This is a genomic window from Roseovarius aestuarii, assembly GCF_019966515.1.
GTDB lineage: Bacteria > Pseudomonadota > Alphaproteobacteria > Rhodobacterales > Rhodobacteraceae > Roseovarius > Roseovarius aestuarii.
The window spans coordinates 273972-290598 of the sequence record NZ_JAIMIB010000001.1 but is presented as its reverse complement, the minus strand read 5'-3'; the positions used below and the strand labels follow the sequence as shown (position 1 = coordinate 290598).

The following is a 16627-nucleotide window of genomic DNA, read 5'->3' as shown; positions in this document are numbered from 1 at the left end:
GTTTGTGGGATTCTGTTGCAGCAAGTCAGCTACCAATATTCGGGACGAATCCCTTGACGACCCGGGGGATTGGGCCTAAAGACCGCGAACGGAATTCGGGGCGCTGCGCTGTACGCACGCGCCCGTTTGTATTGAAAAGGGCGTGGACGCCCTGAGCTCTGGAAGAGGATGACCCCATGTCGCGCCGCTGCGAACTGACCGGAAAAGGCCCGATGGTTGGCAACAACTCCAGCCACGCTAACAACAAAACCAGGCGCCGGTACCTGCCGAACCTGAACGATGTAACCCTGCAGTCGGAAACGCTGAAGCGTGGCATCAAGATGCGCATCACGGCGGCTGCTCTGCGCAGTGTTGATCATCGTGGTGGTCTGGACGCTTATCTGGCGAAGGCCAAGGATACTGAGCTTTCGGCCAACGCGCTGAAAGTCAAGAAAGAGATCGCCAAGGCGCAGGCCGCCAACGCCTGATCATTTGGTCTTTTTATTCAGACAGCCCCGTCCGTTGAGGCGGGACTGTTGTCGTTTTTTAGCTTCACTGGTTCAGCAACTCGTCGACCCAGGGCGGCACCGTTACCCCCGCCGGACCATGACGCAATTCAGCGAAGTCGCGGACATTTGCGGATGCTTCGAGGTTCAGCTCAACCGTGTGGGCCCCGGCGCGCCCGGCATGTTGGGCAAAGGCCGCCGCCGGGTAGACATTGCCCGAGGTGCCGATGGCGGCGAAAATGTCCGCTTCCTCCAGATGGCTCCAGATCGCCTCCATCTGATAGGGAGTTTCCCCAAACCAGACAACATCTGGCCGGGCCGTGGGAGCCGCGCAGGCGGGGCAGGGGTCGTTTGTGTGCATCGCCAGCGGCGCGGGCCAGCGATAGTCGCAGGTTGCGCAGAGAGCACCTGAGAGCGCGCCGTGCATATGGATCACCAGAGCCGATCCGGCGGCCTCATGTAGCGCATCGACATTTTGCGTGATGATCACCACCTCGCCTTTGTGCTCGCGTTCCAGACGTGCCAAGGCGTGATGGGCGGCGTTGGGGCTAACGTCCGCTGCCGCCTGGCGCCGAGCATTATAGAACCAGTGCACCAGATCGGGATCTCGGGCAAAGCCATCGGGTGTCGCCACGTCTTCCACGGCGTGCTGCGCCCAGATGCCGCCCGCGTCGCGAAACGTGCTGAGACCGCTTTCCGCTGAAATACCTGCTCCGGTAAGGATGACTAATTTCGCGCTTGCCATAGTTTTGCTAGATTCGCCCTCTACTCCGGCTGCCTATAATTTGTAGGCAAAGATTAGCCGGGACCCAATCCCATGTTCGGTAACAACATCCTGTTTTTTGAGTTTCGCGGCCCCTTCGGCATTCCGATACAGATCGCTAACTCGATTCTGCTGCTGGTGCTGTTTTACATCTGGATGGCGGGTAGTGATATCCTATGGGCGCTTGGGGTGGTATCTATCCTGCTGGTATCGATCGTGTTGCATGAGCTGGGGCATGGTTGGGCCGCTCAGGTACAGGGCGTGCCGGTTCGGAGGATCGTGATCCACGGTGGCGGCGGATTTTGCGAGCGCAAACGCGCGGCTTCGGCCTATGAGCAGGAATTCATCGTCGCGATGGGACCGATCGTGAACCTTGCGATCTGGGCTGTTGCTTCGCTCTGGGCCGATGTGATGTGGGCCGGTATCTTTGTTGACGCCAACCTTGCGGAAAACCCTCAGGAGCTATTTGCAGGCCCGCGCGCACAGGCGGCAGAGTGGCTCAGTATGATCGCATATATCAATGGGTTTCTGGCACTTTTCAATCTTATCCCCGTACAACCGCTTGATGGCGGCAAGCTGCTGCAACTGATCTTACTGCGATTGGTCTCGGCACGAGCGGCGCTGCGGGTCACCGGGGCCATCGGCCTTGCGCTTTCGGTGATCTGGATTCCCGCGATGCTGCTGATTTACTGGTCCGGTGGTTGGCTGCTGTTTTTCATCCCGTCGATCCCGTATCACTGGGCGCTGATGCAGGGGCGGCTCGCGTGATGCGCGTCCTCTTTGTCTGTCTGGGCAATATTTGCCGGTCACCTGCCGCAGAAGTCGTGTTTCGGACGATGGCGCCTGACGTGATCACTGATAGCGCCGGGACCGCGGGCTGGCACGTGGGCAAGCCGCCCTACGGACCTATGCAAGTGGCGGCGGAAACACGCGGATATGACCTGTCGGATCGGCGCGCAAGGCAATTTCAACGTGATGATTTCAACCGATTTGACCTGATCATTGCAATGGACGACGCCAACCAGCGCGATATTGAGGCGTTGCGTCCCGAAGGGGCTGCCACCCCGGTACGACTCTTCACCGATTATGCTCTTGATTGCGGCATGGATCACGTTCCTGATCCTTACTACACCCGTGACTTTGATGGCACGCTTGATCTGATCGAACGTGCTGCCAGAGGTCTGAAAACGGCGCTGTAGCCGTATCTTTTCGAAAATCCCGAAGCCGCCTTTAAGCGCGAAAAAAAACACCGGCACGTCAGGCGGGAAATTCTTGTCTGGCACAAGGAATACGCGCATCTGAGAGGTGAAGGAGGCCCGTCATGCCGATCAGATTTCTCAAAACCGCCCCAGGCCAACCGCCCCAAACTGCCTCGGACACTGCCGATACCGTGCAGTTGATGCTGGCCCGCCTGCGTGCAGGGGGTGCCCAGGTGGCGCTGGAATATGCTCGTCAGCTTGACAACTGGCAGGGTGAGATATCCGTGAGCCGGGCACAGGTCGACCAGGCGATTGCCCAGGTGCCGCAGGCGCTGAAGGATGATATCCGCTGGGCGCATGACAATATCTCGCGCTTCGCGGCGGCGCAGCGAGCCACGGCGCAGGACATGCAGGTAGAGCTGCGCCCCGGGCTGATTGCCGGGCAACGCCAGATTCCGCTGGGTGCTGCGGGTTGTTATGTGCCGGGCGGGCGTTACACGCATATCGCCTCGGCGCTGATGTCGATCGGCACCGCGCGCGAGGCAGGTGTTGCCGATATTACCGCATGTTCGCCCCCCAACGGAGCCGAGGGCATCCCAGCCGCGATGCTTTACGCGATGGATCTGGCTGGGGCCACGCGCATTCTGACCATTGGCGGCGTACAGGGCGTGGCCGCGATGGCCTTTGGCATGTTTGGCGCGCCCGCGGCGGATATCTTGGTCGGACCAGGCAATGCCTATGTGGCAGAAGCCAAGCGGCAATTATTCGGCCCTATCGGCATCGACATGTTCGCGGGCCCGACCGACAGCCTGGTGCTGGCCGATCATACGGCGGATGCGGAAACCGTTGCGATCGACCTTGTGGGGCAGGCGGAACATGGTGCGAATTCACCGGTCTGGCTGGCCACCACTCACAAACCTCTGGCCGATCAGGTGTTGGCGCGTATCCCGTCGATGATTGCCGATCTGCCCGAGCCGAACCGAAGCGCCGCCACGACCGCGTGGGCCGATCTGGGCGAGGTCGTGCTGTGTGACACACCTGAGGAGATGGCGCAGTTCTCGGATGAAAAAGCGCCCGAACATCTGCATGTGCAGGCGGCAGATCTGCCCTGGTGGCGCGATCGGCTGAGTGCATATGGCTCGCTCTTTCTGGGGGAGGAAACCACTGTGGCCTTCGGCGACAAGGCCGCAGGGCCGAACCATGTGTTGCCCACCTCAGGTGCCGCGCGTTATACCGGTGGGCTAAGCGTGCACAAGTTCCTGAAAACCGTGACATGGCAACAGGTTGACGAGCGTAGTTTACCTGATCTGGCCCGCGTGACCGCCAGCCTCAGCCGTGCCGAACGCATGGAAGGCCACGCGCGGTCGGCGGATATCCGGCTGGAACGCTTTGCCACCCCACCAAAACGGGCTGCAAACGGGGTGTAAGCCCACGTTGATGGTAATTCTCAGTCAGTCTGGGGACGCACGTCGGTCTCATTAGCCAAATCATATGTGCCTGCCTTCAATCGCGCGCTGTCTTCGATAATCGAGGCCAGCGCGGCAACGCTGACCAGGAAACCCGAGATCGGGACAATGGCGATGGCATATTTCTTTGGCATGTAGTTCGGCTTGAAGACGAAACCGCCATCCTCCCAGGCAAAATACCACATTTCCCAGTATTTGCCGCCCATCGTGTCAACGGCCTCCAACCCGTAGATGATCATGATCAGGCCCAGCCCGAAGATCACCAAAGACCAGAATTGCTGAACCGCGAAGGCGGCTTTGAGCGGTAACCACGTGTAGACCAGATCAAGCGCAATGTGGTCCCGGTCGCGCACGGTAAGGGCCAGCGCCAGGAACACCAGCCAGATATTGCTAAGCACGGTCAGAAGGTCGCCCCAGACGGGTGGGTTTTCGAAGACATACCGCATCACCACCGAATAGACCGTGAAGGCCACCATCATCAGCAGCAGGACCGCGCAAAATGCGGTGAGGGTCTTTTTCACAAGGCTGTCGATAAGTTTGATCGCAGCTAGCATTGGCATGGCCTCCGGATACGGAATTTAGCACTGGGAAGGGCGGCGTATAAAATTCGGGTGCGCATCAGTTTGAAAATCCGAATGCGCGCGGTAGGTACATGGTGAAATCCGGCACCACGATCAGCACAAAGAGCAACACGAAAAGCGCCCCGAGATAGGGAAGCATCGCCACTGCCACCTTTTCCAGCCGGACCTCGGCGATGGCGCCGGCGGTGAAGAACGCCACGCCTACCGGCGGCGTCACCGATCCGATCAGGAAGCCCACCACTACGACAAGCGCCGCCTGCACATCCGGATAGCCCGCCTTGACCATGACATCGACCAGCACCGGCCCCACCACGATGATGTTGGCGGCTGAATCCATCACCATGCCCAGCAGGCAGATGAACAGCACCAGCACCAGCGCGAAAAGCAACGGGTTGTAAGTATAGCTCAGTAGCCACTGCTCAAGCTGATTGATTGCGCCCAGCGAGGTCAGGAGCCAGCTGAACGGCCCAGAAGCTGCAATGATAATGAATACCATCGCCGAATTGCGGAAGGCGCGCACGAAGGCGCCCTTGCAATTGCTCCAGGTGATGGTGCGGTAGATGAAAAGCCCCACGAAAAGCGCGATGGTGGCGGTCAGCGCCCCGGCCTCGACCACGCCCGCAATGCCGAAAACGACAGATCCGACCAGCACGATGGGAATAAGCAGCGCGAAAGAGGATTTGTAGCCGACAATCGCGATGGCTTTGAGGCTGAAGGGTTCCTCGCTGCGTTCGAAATTGTTGCGCCGCGCGATGATGTAATTGATGATCATCAGCAGGATACCAATCATGATCCCCGGCACGATGCCGCCCGCAAACAGGGCCCCTACAGAAATCCCGCCCGCATTGGCCAAAACGATCATCATGATCGAGGGCGGGATGATGCCGCCGATGGTGGAACTGACCGCCGTGATCGCGGCGGCAAAGGCCGGGGGGTAGCCCGCTTTTTTCATCGCTGGCACCAGCAGCGAGCCCACCGTGGCCGTGTCCGCCACAACCGATCCGTTCATGCCCGCAAAAAACATGCTGACCAGCACGTTGGCCTGTGCCATCGAGCCGCGCATCCGGCCGATCAGGCGCTGGCTCAATTCCACCAGCCGGTCGGTAATGGTGGCCGAGGTCATCAGCTCTCCGGTCAGCATGAAGAACGGGATCGCGGTTAGGGGAACCGAATCGATGGCGCTGAACATCTGGCTGGGGATCAGGATCATCGGTGCTGCATCGGTGATCAGGATGTAGACGACCGGGATCAGGATCATCGTGAACCCGACCGGCGCCCCCAGCATGATCAGCACCACCAGTATGATCAGCAGCACAACGCTTTCCATCAGGGATACTTCCTATTCAGGGCTCGGGGTGCCGAAACATTGCCGGATACAGGCAGTGGCGCGAAACCTGTTTCGCGCCACTGCCACGTTAAGGATATCGCCGCCGCTTACAGCGCGCCAGCTTCTTCGAGCTGGGCGATAAAACCGTCCATGCCCTGTTCTTCCAGAACGCGACGGGCGGTCTCGGGATCGAAGCTGCCCTTGGCGTTGAGCCAGGCATCAATCGCGCCCGCGCGCCACTGCACAAGTTCCTCTTCGGTCGGGACATACCATTCGGTAATCTCAGCCTTGATCGCGGTCTCTCCGGCCTCTACCCAAGCCCGGTCAAGCTCCTGCACCTTCTGGCCAAAGGCTTGCGCCGCCGTGTGCAGCCATTCCTTTTCTTCATCGGTCAGTGCATCATACTGGCGCTTGTCCATCGACAATTGGTTGCCAGACCACGAGCCGCCGATTTCAGTGAAGTATTTTGCGACCTCATGCAGTTTGGCCACATGCTGCCAGGGCGTGGCGACATACTGACCCGACACAACACCGGTTTGCAGCCCCTGATAAAGCTGGGACCAGTCATACGGCACCGGTACGGCGCCCCAGTTCTTGACCAGCGTATATTCAATCGGGCTTTTGGTAACGCGCCATTTGACACCTTCCATGTCCGAGGGCACATGCACCGGGCCATGAGCGTTGCCCAATTGACGAAAACCACCGCTGGAATAGACCGTCAAGCAGACATGGCCAGCCTCTTCAGCGGCGATATCGCATTGCTTCTTGGCTAGCCATTCCGACGAAATGCGATCTGCGTCCTCGATGCTTTTGAAGATGTAAGGCAGATCGAAGATAGCCAGTGCGGTGCCGAAATTGCCGAAATTCGCGGTCGAGCTTGTCCACAGTGCCAACAGCCCCTGATTGGCCTGTTCGCCGCAGGATTGTTCACTGCAAAGGGATTTCCGGTAGTGCGGCTCGATGGTCATCTTGCCGCCCGAAACCTCCTCCAACGTCGGGATCAAGGCCTGATCGATGGCATCACCGATCGGCATGCCCAGAAAGCCGACCGTGCCCAATTTCAGCACTTTTTCGGCAGCCACGGACTGCGCAAAAAGCGCCGTGGCTGATGCAAGGCACAATGCTTTGCAAATGGATTTCATCCTCATTGATCTCATCTCCCGTTGAACTTTTTTGCTTGGTTACATCTTTCACCGCGCGTCGGGTCTGTGAAAGTGACAGATGACTTGAAAGTAAGGGACAGATAGGGTTGCATCTGACAAGTCATTCAGGGACCTGATAGAACTTACCTGTTCGCCCGAAACAGCCAATGGGAGAAGCCGTTGAGCTCGACCACGCCGCGCTTTCTGCAGTTGCCAGAAACCTCCAGCCTTAGTCTGCGTGATCAGATTTGCGAGGTGGTGAGTGCCGCGATCATGTCTGAATCGCTGGCCAGTGACCGCCCGTTGCCGTCATGCCGGGAGTTGGCGCAGCAATTTGGCGTGTCGCGAAACACCGTTTTTGCGGCCTATAACCGATTGGTAGATCTTGATTTTCTCGTGTCCCGCGACCGATCTGGCTATTTCGTCAATCCGAAGATGGCGGAGTTGCAGAAACCTCAGGGCGATAGCGATGTGGCCACCCGAGACAGTGTTCCCTGTCCGGTTCGTTTTCCACCTAATGATCTGATGCCGGTGGTTAACCCGCTGGACTGGAACACGTATCCCTATCCGTTCATCTACAACCAGATCGACCCGGATCTCTTTCCGGTCGACGGCTGGCGCGAATGCACCAGGCAGGCATTGGGGCGCAAGACCATGCCCGTCTGGGCGAGCGATTCCGTCGAAAGCGACAGCCCGCAACTGGTGCAGCAATTGCGCCAGCGTCTGCTGAATACGCGCGGTATCTATGCCGAGGAAGATGAGATCCTCATCACCCTTGGTTCGCAGAATGCGCTTTACATCCTAGGCACGATCTTCGCGCGGTCGGGCAAGCCCGTGGCGCTTGAGGATCCCGGATTTTTCGGCGCCCGCAATGCGTTCCGGATGGCAGGTACCGAGCTTATTGGCGTGCCGATTGACGGCGATGGTATCGTGCCTTCGGCGATCCCTGCCGGTTGTCAGTTGGTCTTTACCACCCCCAGCCACCAGTTCCCAACCATGGTCACGATGAGCCAGCAGCGCCGCGAAGAGCTGCTCGAGATGGCCTCCACCAGGGATTTCCTGATCATCGAGGACGACTACGAGGCCGAGATGAACTATGTCGCCAAATCGTCCCCGTCGATGATGTCGATGGATAAGACGGGGCGGGTGATCTACGTGGGCAGCTTGTCGAAAACCGTGTCGCCGGGCATCCGCCTTGGCTTTATTGCGGCCCATCGTGACATTATTCGGCAGGCGCGTATTGCCCGCGGCGTGATGATGCGCCACCCGCCCACGATCGTGCAGGAAATTGTGGCGCTGTTTTTCCAACTGGGCCATTACGACGCCCATCTGCGCAATATCGAGCGGCGTTATCAGAAGCGTTGGCATGCAATGGATCTGGCACTGTCGAAACATCTGGGCATGCTGCAACGCACGAAATCCGAGGGAGGCACATCGTTCTGGCTGACCGGACCCAAGGGCTTTGACGCGTCGGAGCTGAAAGTACGGCTGCAGGCCAGGGGCGTGCTGATTGACCGGGGTCAGGATTATTATCTGGCGTACAATGATAGTCGCAGTTTCCGGCTTGGGTTTGCCTATGTCCCGGTTTCCAAGCTCGAAGATGGCGTCAGGATCATTGCCGAGGAAGTTCGCGCGATTCTGTAGATGTCTGGAAAGCAGGGCAACCCGGACTTTGTGAACTTCGCCAGACCGGCCACTAAAATCATGCCGTTGGGCGGCTTGCCGCCGTGATCCCGATTCTGGTCGTCATCAAAACCTGCTAAATGGCTTCGAGCGAGCACAAAGGTTTGCTGTATTGCTGGAGTCTCATGGCGGCCATCTGGCCCACCTTCAGCTCTGAATAAGCCCGATCGACCGGCTGTCATTTCGTCGTGTGAAATGCAGATAGCCGCTGTCAAATCCGGCTTCAATTTCAAGCTGCGGCCGGTCATGTACAATCAAAAGGGAATTGCGGAATGTGATGATCTTGTCGCGCCGGAGCGCCGAGAGTGTTTTGTTCATATGCACGATCGATATGCCTAGAATGTCAGCGAATTCATCCTGCGACAATGGGATGAGGTAGCTTTCATCGTTTCCCGCGCCGACGATTTCCATACGTGCGATTAATTCACACAACACATGGGCGGTGCGCTGGCGTGCAGATCTGCGGCCCAGAGACACGATCCGCTCGGCCAGCATGCTTTCTTCCTGACCGTTGATCCAGAATAGCGCCGCTGCCAGGTTGGCGTTCCTTGAAAGCGCTCGCTCCAAGACGGTACTGGAGAACCGATAGGCGGTAACATCGGTTTTGCACTTCAGTTCGAAATCCGACGTGGTGAACAAAAGCGCGTTGAAGGCCAGAAAATCACCCGCGATGACGGTGTTTACAATCTGTCTGGAGCCGTTGGCCATGAAGCGCGCCCGCAACGCCCATCCGCTATCGACAAGATATACGTCACCATAGTCTCCATCCTGCGCCACAATGATGGTTCCGGCGTTCAGATCGACTTTGTCAATGCAGATGTCGGACAGGATTTCCACGATCTCTTCGGTCACATTGTAGCACCCTTCAAGTTTCTTGAGGATCGCATTGGTCAAGGAATAGAGCCCCTTCTGTTCACCGGTATTGAGCATGGCGTTGTTCCGGATAAGTGTCCCACTGATCGTGCGGAACGCGCATATAGCAGATCACAAGTCACCTGCGTCCGTCCAGCCTCACGCTGTTTCCATGCACTCTCAACCGGTCCAGTATTGTTGCTGCAACTTGGTTTTTTTCGTCGGTGTGCTGCTCGTGCCGGTATTTGTGGGCGCTGATCGCGGCATCGAATGCATCATCCAGCTCGTCTTCGGTAATTAGGCTTTTCTCGCGCAAAATCAGGATGATGGCTTCAAGCAATGAAAGCGCGCAGATCCCGTATATATCACCGTCGTCCCGGCCTTCGATATCGTGGTTCTCTGACAATTGCGTGCTTCCTCGGCGGTGTATTGGCACGAAGCATAAGGATACCCGCTCCGGGGTCGCTTGTGGCGCTTGGATAGTGTGATTACGCGTCGCGGACCCGAAGGTTCCGGGACCGTCATCAGCCTGGTCTATTCGCTGACGCTTGTGGTCTTCACGCTCGCGGCCGCAAATATCGGGCCGCGCCTTCTGGAGAACTTCACCAATAACCGGGTCAATCAGGTGACCATCGGGTTGCTGGCGGCAACGTTTCTCTACGCACTTATTGTGCTTTACATCGTCGGCGAAAATGAAGTCCCGAAACTGTCCGTGGCGGTCGGCATCATAATGGTGACGATCAGCTTGTTTACATTGATCTATTTCGTCAATGACGCCGCACGCAGCATCAAGGTGGATAGCGAGATTGCGCGGACCCAGAACGCATTGAGACGTGCGGTCGACCGACTTTTGACCGACGAACCCACCGAAAGCGAGGGCGACCGGGACAAAATTCCCGACGGTAGGATTAGAATGGTCTACGCTCCCGTACCGGGTTACGTGAATGCAGTGGACATCGAAGAACTCAAAAGCCTTGCGATCAGGGGCGAAGGGTTCATCAACATGACCGCGCAGCTGGGGGATTACCTTGTCAAAGGTGAACCGCTTTGCGAGTTGATCGACTGCTCGGATGAGTGTGATCCGGCAGATGTCCAACTGGCGATATTGCTGGACAATACGCGGGTGCCGGATGGTGATATAAAGTTCAATCTGCATCTTGGGATCGAAATTGCATTACGTGCGCTTTCGCCGGGCATAAACGACGGCTACACGGCAATCGGTGTCATTGATCACATTTCCGGCTCGTTGGCGATGATACTCCAACGTGGCGTACCCGCGGCGCTTCACTGCGATAAAGACAAGACCCCCCGGGTCTGGATGGAAATCATAAGCATCAAGGATATTTTGGGCCTGGCAATGCACCCCCTGCGCCGCGCCGCGCGCGGCAATATGCTGGTGACGTTGCGCTTGGTGCGCGCCATTGGCAGCCTGCGCTCTGTTGCACCTCAACGTCATCGGGCAATACTTGATAAGCATCTGCGCCTGACCGCCAGCGATGCCAGACAAGCTTTGCAAAACAGAGACGACAGGCGGGAATTGGCGAGCAGAATTCGCGACGCCCGACGCGGCTTTGACAACCAATAGATCGCTTTCTGCGAGAACCGATCAAGAATAGTTTTCCAGTTTCTCAGAGCAACCACAAAAGCCCGCCCGTCGCTATCGACCCGAGCGTAAGAATGAACGCGGTAAACGCCATATTTCTGTGCGATTGTGTTTCAGTATCGTGATTTTCCAGACGTTTCTGGGCTGTGCGGCTGCGGCGCACAGCGGCCCAGAAGATCAAGACTGCGCAAATGACAAAAAGCTCGGCCACCGCTTTTGCGATCATCGGATATTCCGTAGCTCCGAAAACGGCCTTTAAACCAAGAGCAACGCCCAAGCAGGCCATCCCGGTCCGCATCCAGGCGGCGAATGTCCGAGCATTCGCAAGAACCGTCCGGTCTTCTGCCCATTCGGTGCGCCTGTCAGCGATTTTCCCGCAATCGGTCTTTGCGTCGGAAATCGGGTCAGGCATATTACGGCGACTCATTTTGACTTTCTGAGCGCGACTGTAGGCGCAATCTCAAAAAGACCCGTGTGCGAAACATCATGCTCGCCCATGAAACGGATTGCCGCCACTTCGTCACACGCTGCGCTGGCTGGCTCGTGGTCCGGCGACGAGCCAGATTACAAAGCCGATAATCGGAAAGACCAGAACGAGAAGTGTCCAGAGTACTTTTCTGCCAGTCGTAATATCTGACCCGATAATCGCCACTATTGCCCAAACGTTTAGGGCAAGTACCAAAACTCCGCCAACTCCAGCGTATTCCATGTCAACTTCCTCTGTATTACTGGCTGTGTTGGCTGGATAACGTCGGCACCGCGAAAAGGTTTCACAGTTTCACACCAAAACTCCTGCTTCGTCAGAGAAAGCCAAACTCTGGTGCTCGGGCACCTGTACGGCAAGGATCAAATACCCATGCAGAGTATGATCTGAACACTTTTGCGCATACTTGCAATTTTTGGAGACTTGGCTGCCAGAAGTTTCATTGCCGATTGACGTCCGAAAGATACATTGCGGCATTGGTACATGGATCGCGAACAAATCCCGATGCCAACGCCCGCTAGGTTGACCGCTGTCCTGTTTGTTCCCTCTGCGCATACGGCCCGAAGTGGGCACGCTTGTCGTTCCGGATGTCATCTGTCCCTTCGAAATGCCGCACCTGTCTCTCGCCGCGTTCTGATAATTCCCTTTATCTGGGTCTGAGCCATCACGCTTGAGACCTCCTCGTTCAGACCCAGGGAACCGGCGATTTGAAAGACCGACCAGATAGCAGCCCGAATGTGACGCCGTTCAGTTTCCGCGTCCCTGATGACGTTCTGGATGGCATTCTGAACCGTGTCGCGACCTTTCCCTGGCACGAAATGCCCGATGATGGTGGCTGGGATTACGGCGCCAACATGGACTACCTGAGAGAGCTTTGCGTCTACTGGGTGGATGAGTTTGACTGGCGTGCGCAGGAGGCCCGGATCAACTCGTTTTCGCACTTCAAGGCTCCGGTCGATGGCATAGACATGCATTTCATCCATGAGACGGGCAGTGGCCCCAATCCGATGCCGCTGATGATCTCTCATGGCTGGCCCGGGTCGGTGGCCGAGTTTTTTGACCTGATCGAACCGCTGGCCCATCCCGAAAGGTTTGGTGGCGATATTGACGACGCCTTCACCGTCATTGCCCCGTCGCTGCCTGGTTTCGGATTTTCCGGAAGGCCGCCGCGCCCTTATGGGCCACGCAAAATGGCGGCGGTCATTAACTCCCTGATGACCGACGCCCTGGGCTTTGACAGCTATCTGGCCCAGGGTGGGGATTGGGGCGGCGCGATCTGTTCGTGGCTGGGTTATGACCATGCGCCTGCCTGTTCGGCCATCCACATCAACGTCTTGACTATGCGCCATCCAGACGGGCCGCAAACCCCTGAGGAAGAGGCTTGGGAGGCGCAGTTTGACCGCGACCAGATCATGCAAAACGGCTATCGAACACAGCAGGCGACCCGGCCCCAGACGCTGAGCTACGCAATGATGGACAGTCCGGTGGGCATCGCCGCGTGGCTTATCGAGAAATTTCATGACTGGTCGGATGTGCCTGTGGGCGACATCGAAAAGGCGCATAGCAAGGATGAGCTGCTGACCAATATCATGATCTACATCACCACGCGGACCTTCAACACCGCGTCGTGGATCTATTATGGCCGCCGCGAGGAGGGGGGGCGTATCCTCTCACCCGAGGGGCGGCGCGTCGAGGTCCCCACCGGTTGCGCCGTCTTCCCGGCCGAGATGCTCAACTGGCCGCCGCGCACCTACGCCGAGCGCATCTACAATATCCAGCACTGGACCGAAATGCCCCGCGGCGGCCATTTCGCGGCGATGGAAGAACCCGAGATGTTGCTGCAAGATATCCGACAATTCGCCCGCACCCTGCGCCGCTGACCATCGTCAGATTGGCGTCATTCTTTCCGGACCGGGCGCTGCAACGAGGAAGAAGTACACAAGCGGTTATATGCCTGAGTATCATACTGGCCAGAAGCGCTGAATTGGTACGTTACCGCTGTTCGAAAGCTATGTTCGCGTACCCGAGAACCGCGCCTGCCATTCCTCGCGCTGTTCATCAGTGATCTTTGCAAAGAGCACATCCGGGACAGTGAAGCCGTGGCCCGGCGCGAGCGTAGCCAGCGCCGCAGATACATCATCCGGCCAGCTGTCATCGTCGGTCTTCATTGCGGCCAGCATCGCGGCCTGTGCCTCGGGGATGAACGGCGCCGACAGCACTGCGTAAAGGCGGATCAGGTTCAGCGCCAGGCGGATCTGCATCGCGGCTTTGTCCGGGTCTTCCTTGAACGCGGCCCAGGGAGCGGCGGATTGCAGGTACTCGTTGCCCGCCACCCAGATCGCGCGCAGCTCAGATGCCGATTTGCGCACCTCCATCGCCTCCATATAGTCCTCGTAGGCGCGGATGCGGGTGGTGAGTTCGGCAATCAATGCCTCTTCCTGCGGGCCGTATGCGCCGCCAGAAGGTACCACTTCGCTGAATTTCGAGCGGCAGAATTTGGTGACGCGGGAAACGAAATTGCCCAGCACGTCGGCGAGGTCCTTGTTGACCGACGCCTGAAAGTTCTCCCAGGTGAATTCGCTGTCGCTGCTTTCGGGCGCGTGGGACAGAAGCCACCAGCGCCAGTAATCCGAGGGTAGGATTTCAAGCGCGTGATCCATGAAGATGCCGCGCCCCTGCGAGGTGCTGAACTGGCCGCCATCATAGTTCAGGTAGTTGAACGACTTGATGTAATCCACGAGCTTCCACGGCTCGCCCGAACCCAGAATGGTTGCCGGGAAGCTGAGCGTATGGAAGGGCACGTTATCCTTGCCCATGAACTGTGTGTAGGTCACGTCATCGGCCCCCTTGTCGGTGCGCCACCAGCGTTCCCAGTCGCTGCCTTTGCCCGCATCCTGCCACTCCTGCGCGCAGGCAATATATTCGATCGGCGCGTCGAACCAGACGTAGAAGACTTTGCCTTCCATACCCGGCCAGTACTGATCGCCGCGCCTGACCGGGACGCCCCAGTCAAGGTCGCGGGTGATGCCACGATCCTGCAGCCCGTCGCCGTCGTTCAGCCATTTCTTGGCGATCGAGGTGGTCAGGATCGGCCAGTCTTTCTTGCCGTTGATCCATTTGTTCAGATCATCGCGCATTTTGCTTTGGCACAGGTAAAGGTGCTTGGTTTCGCGCACCTCAAGATCGGTCGAGCCGGACACTGCGCTGCGTGGCTCGATCAGATCGGTCGGGTCAAGCTGTTTGGTGCAATTCTCGCACTGATCGCCACGGGCTTTATCGTAGCCGCAATTGGGGCAGGTGCCCTCGATATAGCGGTCCGGCAGGAAACGGCCATCGGCATTGGAATAGACCTGTTTCTCGCTGACCTCGCGAATGAGGCCGGCATCGTCCAGACGACCTGCAAAATGCTGGGTAAGCTTCTGGTTCTGGGCGCTCGACGACCGTCCGAAGTGATCGAAGCTGAGGCAAAAGCCTTGACCCAGACGGTTCTGCACGTCCCACATTTCGGCGCAATAGTCGGCAACCGGTTTGCCAGCCTTGGCGGCGGCCAGTTCAGCAGGGGTGCCGTGTTCGTCGGTGGCGCAGAGGAACAAGACCTCATGTCCGCGACCGCGCAGGTAACGGGCATATAGATCTGCGGGCAGTTGCGAACCTATCAGATTGCCCAGATGCTTGATCCCGTTGATATACGGAATGGCCGATGTGATCAGATGCCGTGCCATGAAATGCCTGCCTTGGTGTCGCGTGTTTGGCCCCGTTTACCCCAGCTTGCCAGGCAGGGCTAGGGGGCCTGATCGTTGTGTTTATCCCGCAGACGGCTGGTCAGGCGGCCAAGGGTAAAGCTGGTGCGCGGACTCCAGATATAAGGCGTGCGATCATCGCGGGTTTTGCGCGCTTTCATTCGGACGATGCTGAAGAACACCAGCAGGAGATGACCGACTGAGATCATCACGAACATCGCGGACGGGCCGTAGGCGTCGATCAGTTTCGAAGCAAGCAGGGGTGCCGCGATGGCGCCGAGCGCATAGAAAAACATTAGCGCGGCAGAAAGTTCGACCCTTTGCGAATTGTCGGCGAAATCATTGGCGTGGGCAGCCGATATGGAAAAGATTGGAAAGCTGGTCAGCCCAAAGAAGAAAGCGGCGATCATGATGCCACTCGGGCCAAGCTGATCGGAATAGGCGCCGAACGCGCATGAGATTACGGCGGCGAATGACAGACCGATCAGCACATGCCGACGATTGAACCGGTCCGCCAGCCAGCCGACGGGGTATTGCGCCAGTGCGCCGCCCAGCACGAAGACGGCGAGGAACCAGGCGATCTGTTCGACCTGCAGGCCGACTTGCTGGCCGTAAATCGGCCCGACCATGCGGAACGAGGCGCTCGACAGAGCGGCCACCAGCACGCCAGCGGCGGCCAGTGGGGAGCATTCCAGCAGCAGCATGGGGCGCAATCGCGGAGCGGCAGGCGTTTCCGGTTGCGACGCCTTGGTTAGCGTCAGGGGAAGCAGAGAAGCACAACAGACGATGGCCAGCAGGTTGTAAGAGACGTAGGAGGCCGGTTCCAGTACGGAAATCAGCATTTGCGCCGCCAATGATGCGCCCATGTCTGCCACCCGGTAGGCGCCCATCGCCCGCCCACGCGTCTTGTTGGTGACTTTGGCGTGCAGCCATGCCTCGATCACCGTGTAGCACCCTGCCACGCACATGCCGGAAGCGATCCGCATCACCGCCCAGGCATAGGCGTCGATCCACAGCATATGGGCCAGCAAACCGATAGCGCCTGCCGAGGTAAAGGCCGCGAAGGCACGCGAATGTCCGACAGAGCCCATCAGGCGCGGTGCCCACCAGCAGCCGATGAAAAACCCGAAGAAATGTGCCGAGCCCAGCAGGCCGATTTCAGCGGTGCTGAAGCTCAGCGCCAATCCTGAGATTGCGTCAAGCGGTCCGACGCCACCGGTGGAAAGCTGCAGCAGAATGACAGACAGGAACAGGGCGGCAAAAGAGATCAGCATGCGCATAATGCGCCCACCATGTCAGCTT

The 16627-nt window shown here is 58.1% G+C and carries 17 protein-coding genes; 7 read left to right on the top strand and 10 right to left on the bottom strand.

The genetic code is table 11. The annotated features are described in order from the left end of the window. The first annotated feature begins 176 nt into the window (after nt 1-176). On the top strand, nt 177-467 hold the full coding sequence (gene rpmB / locus LC334_RS01400) for a 50S ribosomal protein L28 (protein WP_085798437.1): 291 nt from the start codon (nt 177-179) through the stop codon (nt 465-467). A 64-nt stretch (nt 468-531) separates the two neighbouring features. Here rpmB and LC334_RS01395 read toward each other — a convergent pair whose 3' ends face one another. Continuing rightward, on the bottom strand, nt 532-1230 hold the full coding sequence (locus tag LC334_RS01395) for an NAD-dependent deacylase (RefSeq protein WP_085798436.1): 699 nt from the start codon (nt 1228-1230) through the stop codon (nt 532-534). 72 nt (nt 1231-1302) lie between these two features. Between LC334_RS01395 and LC334_RS01390 the strand changes: the two genes are divergently transcribed. From LC334_RS01390 to hisD, 3 genes are all read left to right on the top strand, one after another. Beyond that, nucleotides 1303-2016 (top strand): site-2 protease family protein, encoded by a 714-nt coding sequence (locus tag LC334_RS01390; protein ID WP_085798435.1) that lies wholly within the window; start codon nt 1303-1305, stop codon nt 2014-2016. Further along, entirely contained in the window at nt 2016-2447 is a 432-nt protein-coding gene (locus LC334_RS01385; protein ID WP_085798434.1) for a low molecular weight protein-tyrosine-phosphatase, read from the top strand. The genes LC334_RS01390 and LC334_RS01385 overlap by 1 nt, the downstream gene beginning before the upstream one ends. Before the next feature lie 122 nt (nt 2448-2569). Then, entirely contained in the window at nt 2570-3874 is a 1305-nt protein-coding gene (gene hisD, locus LC334_RS01380) for a histidinol dehydrogenase (RefSeq protein WP_085798433.1), read from the top strand. 20 nt (nt 3875-3894) lie between these two features. Here hisD and LC334_RS01375 read toward each other — a convergent pair whose 3' ends face one another. From LC334_RS01375 to LC334_RS01365, 3 genes are all read right to left on the bottom strand, one after another. Next, the gene (locus tag LC334_RS01375) at nt 3895-4467 is read right to left on the bottom strand and encodes a TRAP transporter small permease (protein ID WP_085798432.1); all 573 of its coding nucleotides are present in this window, start codon (nt 4465-4467) and stop codon (nt 3895-3897) included. 64 nt (nt 4468-4531) lie between these two features. Further along, nucleotides 4532-5821, bottom strand: a complete 1290-nt coding sequence (locus LC334_RS01370) for a TRAP transporter large permease (protein ID WP_085798431.1) — start codon at nt 5819-5821, stop codon at nt 4532-4534. 107 nt (nt 5822-5928) lie between these two features. Further along, nucleotides 5929-6969, bottom strand: a complete 1041-nt coding sequence (locus tag LC334_RS01365) for a TRAP transporter substrate-binding protein (RefSeq protein ID WP_085798430.1) — start codon at nt 6967-6969, stop codon at nt 5929-5931. 174 nt (nt 6970-7143) lie between these two features. On the opposite strand from LC334_RS01365, the gene pdxR reads away from it, so the two are divergent. Beyond that, the gene (gene pdxR / locus LC334_RS01360; protein ID WP_085798429.1) at nt 7144-8607 is read left to right on the top strand and encodes a MocR-like pyridoxine biosynthesis transcription factor PdxR; all 1464 of its coding nucleotides are present in this window, start codon (nt 7144-7146) and stop codon (nt 8605-8607) included. 186 nt (nt 8608-8793) lie between these two features. On the opposite strand, the gene LC334_RS01355 is transcribed toward pdxR, so the two are convergent. After that, nucleotides 8794-9576, bottom strand: a complete 783-nt coding sequence (locus LC334_RS01355; protein ID WP_085798428.1) for a Crp/Fnr family transcriptional regulator — start codon at nt 9574-9576, stop codon at nt 8794-8796. A 61-nt stretch (nt 9577-9637) separates the two neighbouring features. Then, complete coding sequence (locus LC334_RS01350; protein ID WP_085798427.1) at nt 9638-9904, bottom strand: hypothetical protein; 267 nt, start codon at nt 9902-9904, stop codon at nt 9638-9640. Nucleotides 9905-9982: 78 nt separating this feature from the next. Here LC334_RS01350 and LC334_RS01345 point away from each other — a divergent pair, with 78 nt between their 5' ends. Then, on the top strand, nt 9983-11083 hold the full coding sequence (locus LC334_RS01345; RefSeq protein WP_176237590.1) for a DUF2254 domain-containing protein: 1101 nt from the start codon (nt 9983-9985) through the stop codon (nt 11081-11083). 43 nt (nt 11084-11126) lie between these two features. Here LC334_RS01345 and LC334_RS01340 read toward each other — a convergent pair whose 3' ends face one another. Both LC334_RS01340 and LC334_RS01335 read right to left on the bottom strand, forming a co-directional pair. Further along, nucleotides 11127-11528 (bottom strand): YidH family protein, encoded by a 402-nt coding sequence (locus LC334_RS01340; protein WP_223412840.1) that lies wholly within the window; start codon nt 11526-11528, stop codon nt 11127-11129. Between the two features lie 93 nt (nt 11529-11621). Continuing rightward, nucleotides 11622-11810 (bottom strand): PLD nuclease N-terminal domain-containing protein, encoded by a 189-nt coding sequence (locus LC334_RS01335; protein WP_085798424.1) that lies wholly within the window; start codon nt 11808-11810, stop codon nt 11622-11624. 482 nt (nt 11811-12292) lie between these two features. Here LC334_RS01335 and LC334_RS01330 point away from each other — a divergent pair, with 482 nt between their 5' ends. After that, nucleotides 12293-13465 carry an epoxide hydrolase family protein gene (locus tag LC334_RS01330; RefSeq protein ID WP_085798423.1) on the top strand — a complete coding sequence of 391 codons (1173 nt, stop codon included), beginning with the start codon at nt 12293-12295 and terminating at the stop codon, nt 13463-13465. 129 nt (nt 13466-13594) lie between these two features. On the opposite strand, the gene metG is transcribed toward LC334_RS01330, so the two are convergent. Continuing rightward, nucleotides 13595-15307, bottom strand: a complete 1713-nt coding sequence (gene metG / locus LC334_RS01325) for a methionine--tRNA ligase (protein WP_085798422.1) — start codon at nt 15305-15307, stop codon at nt 13595-13597. A gap of 59 nt (nt 15308-15366) precedes the next feature. Then, complete coding sequence (locus tag LC334_RS01320) at nt 15367-16605, bottom strand: MFS transporter (protein WP_085798421.1); 1239 nt, start codon at nt 16603-16605, stop codon at nt 15367-15369. Between the last annotated feature and the right edge of the window lie 22 nt (nt 16606-16627).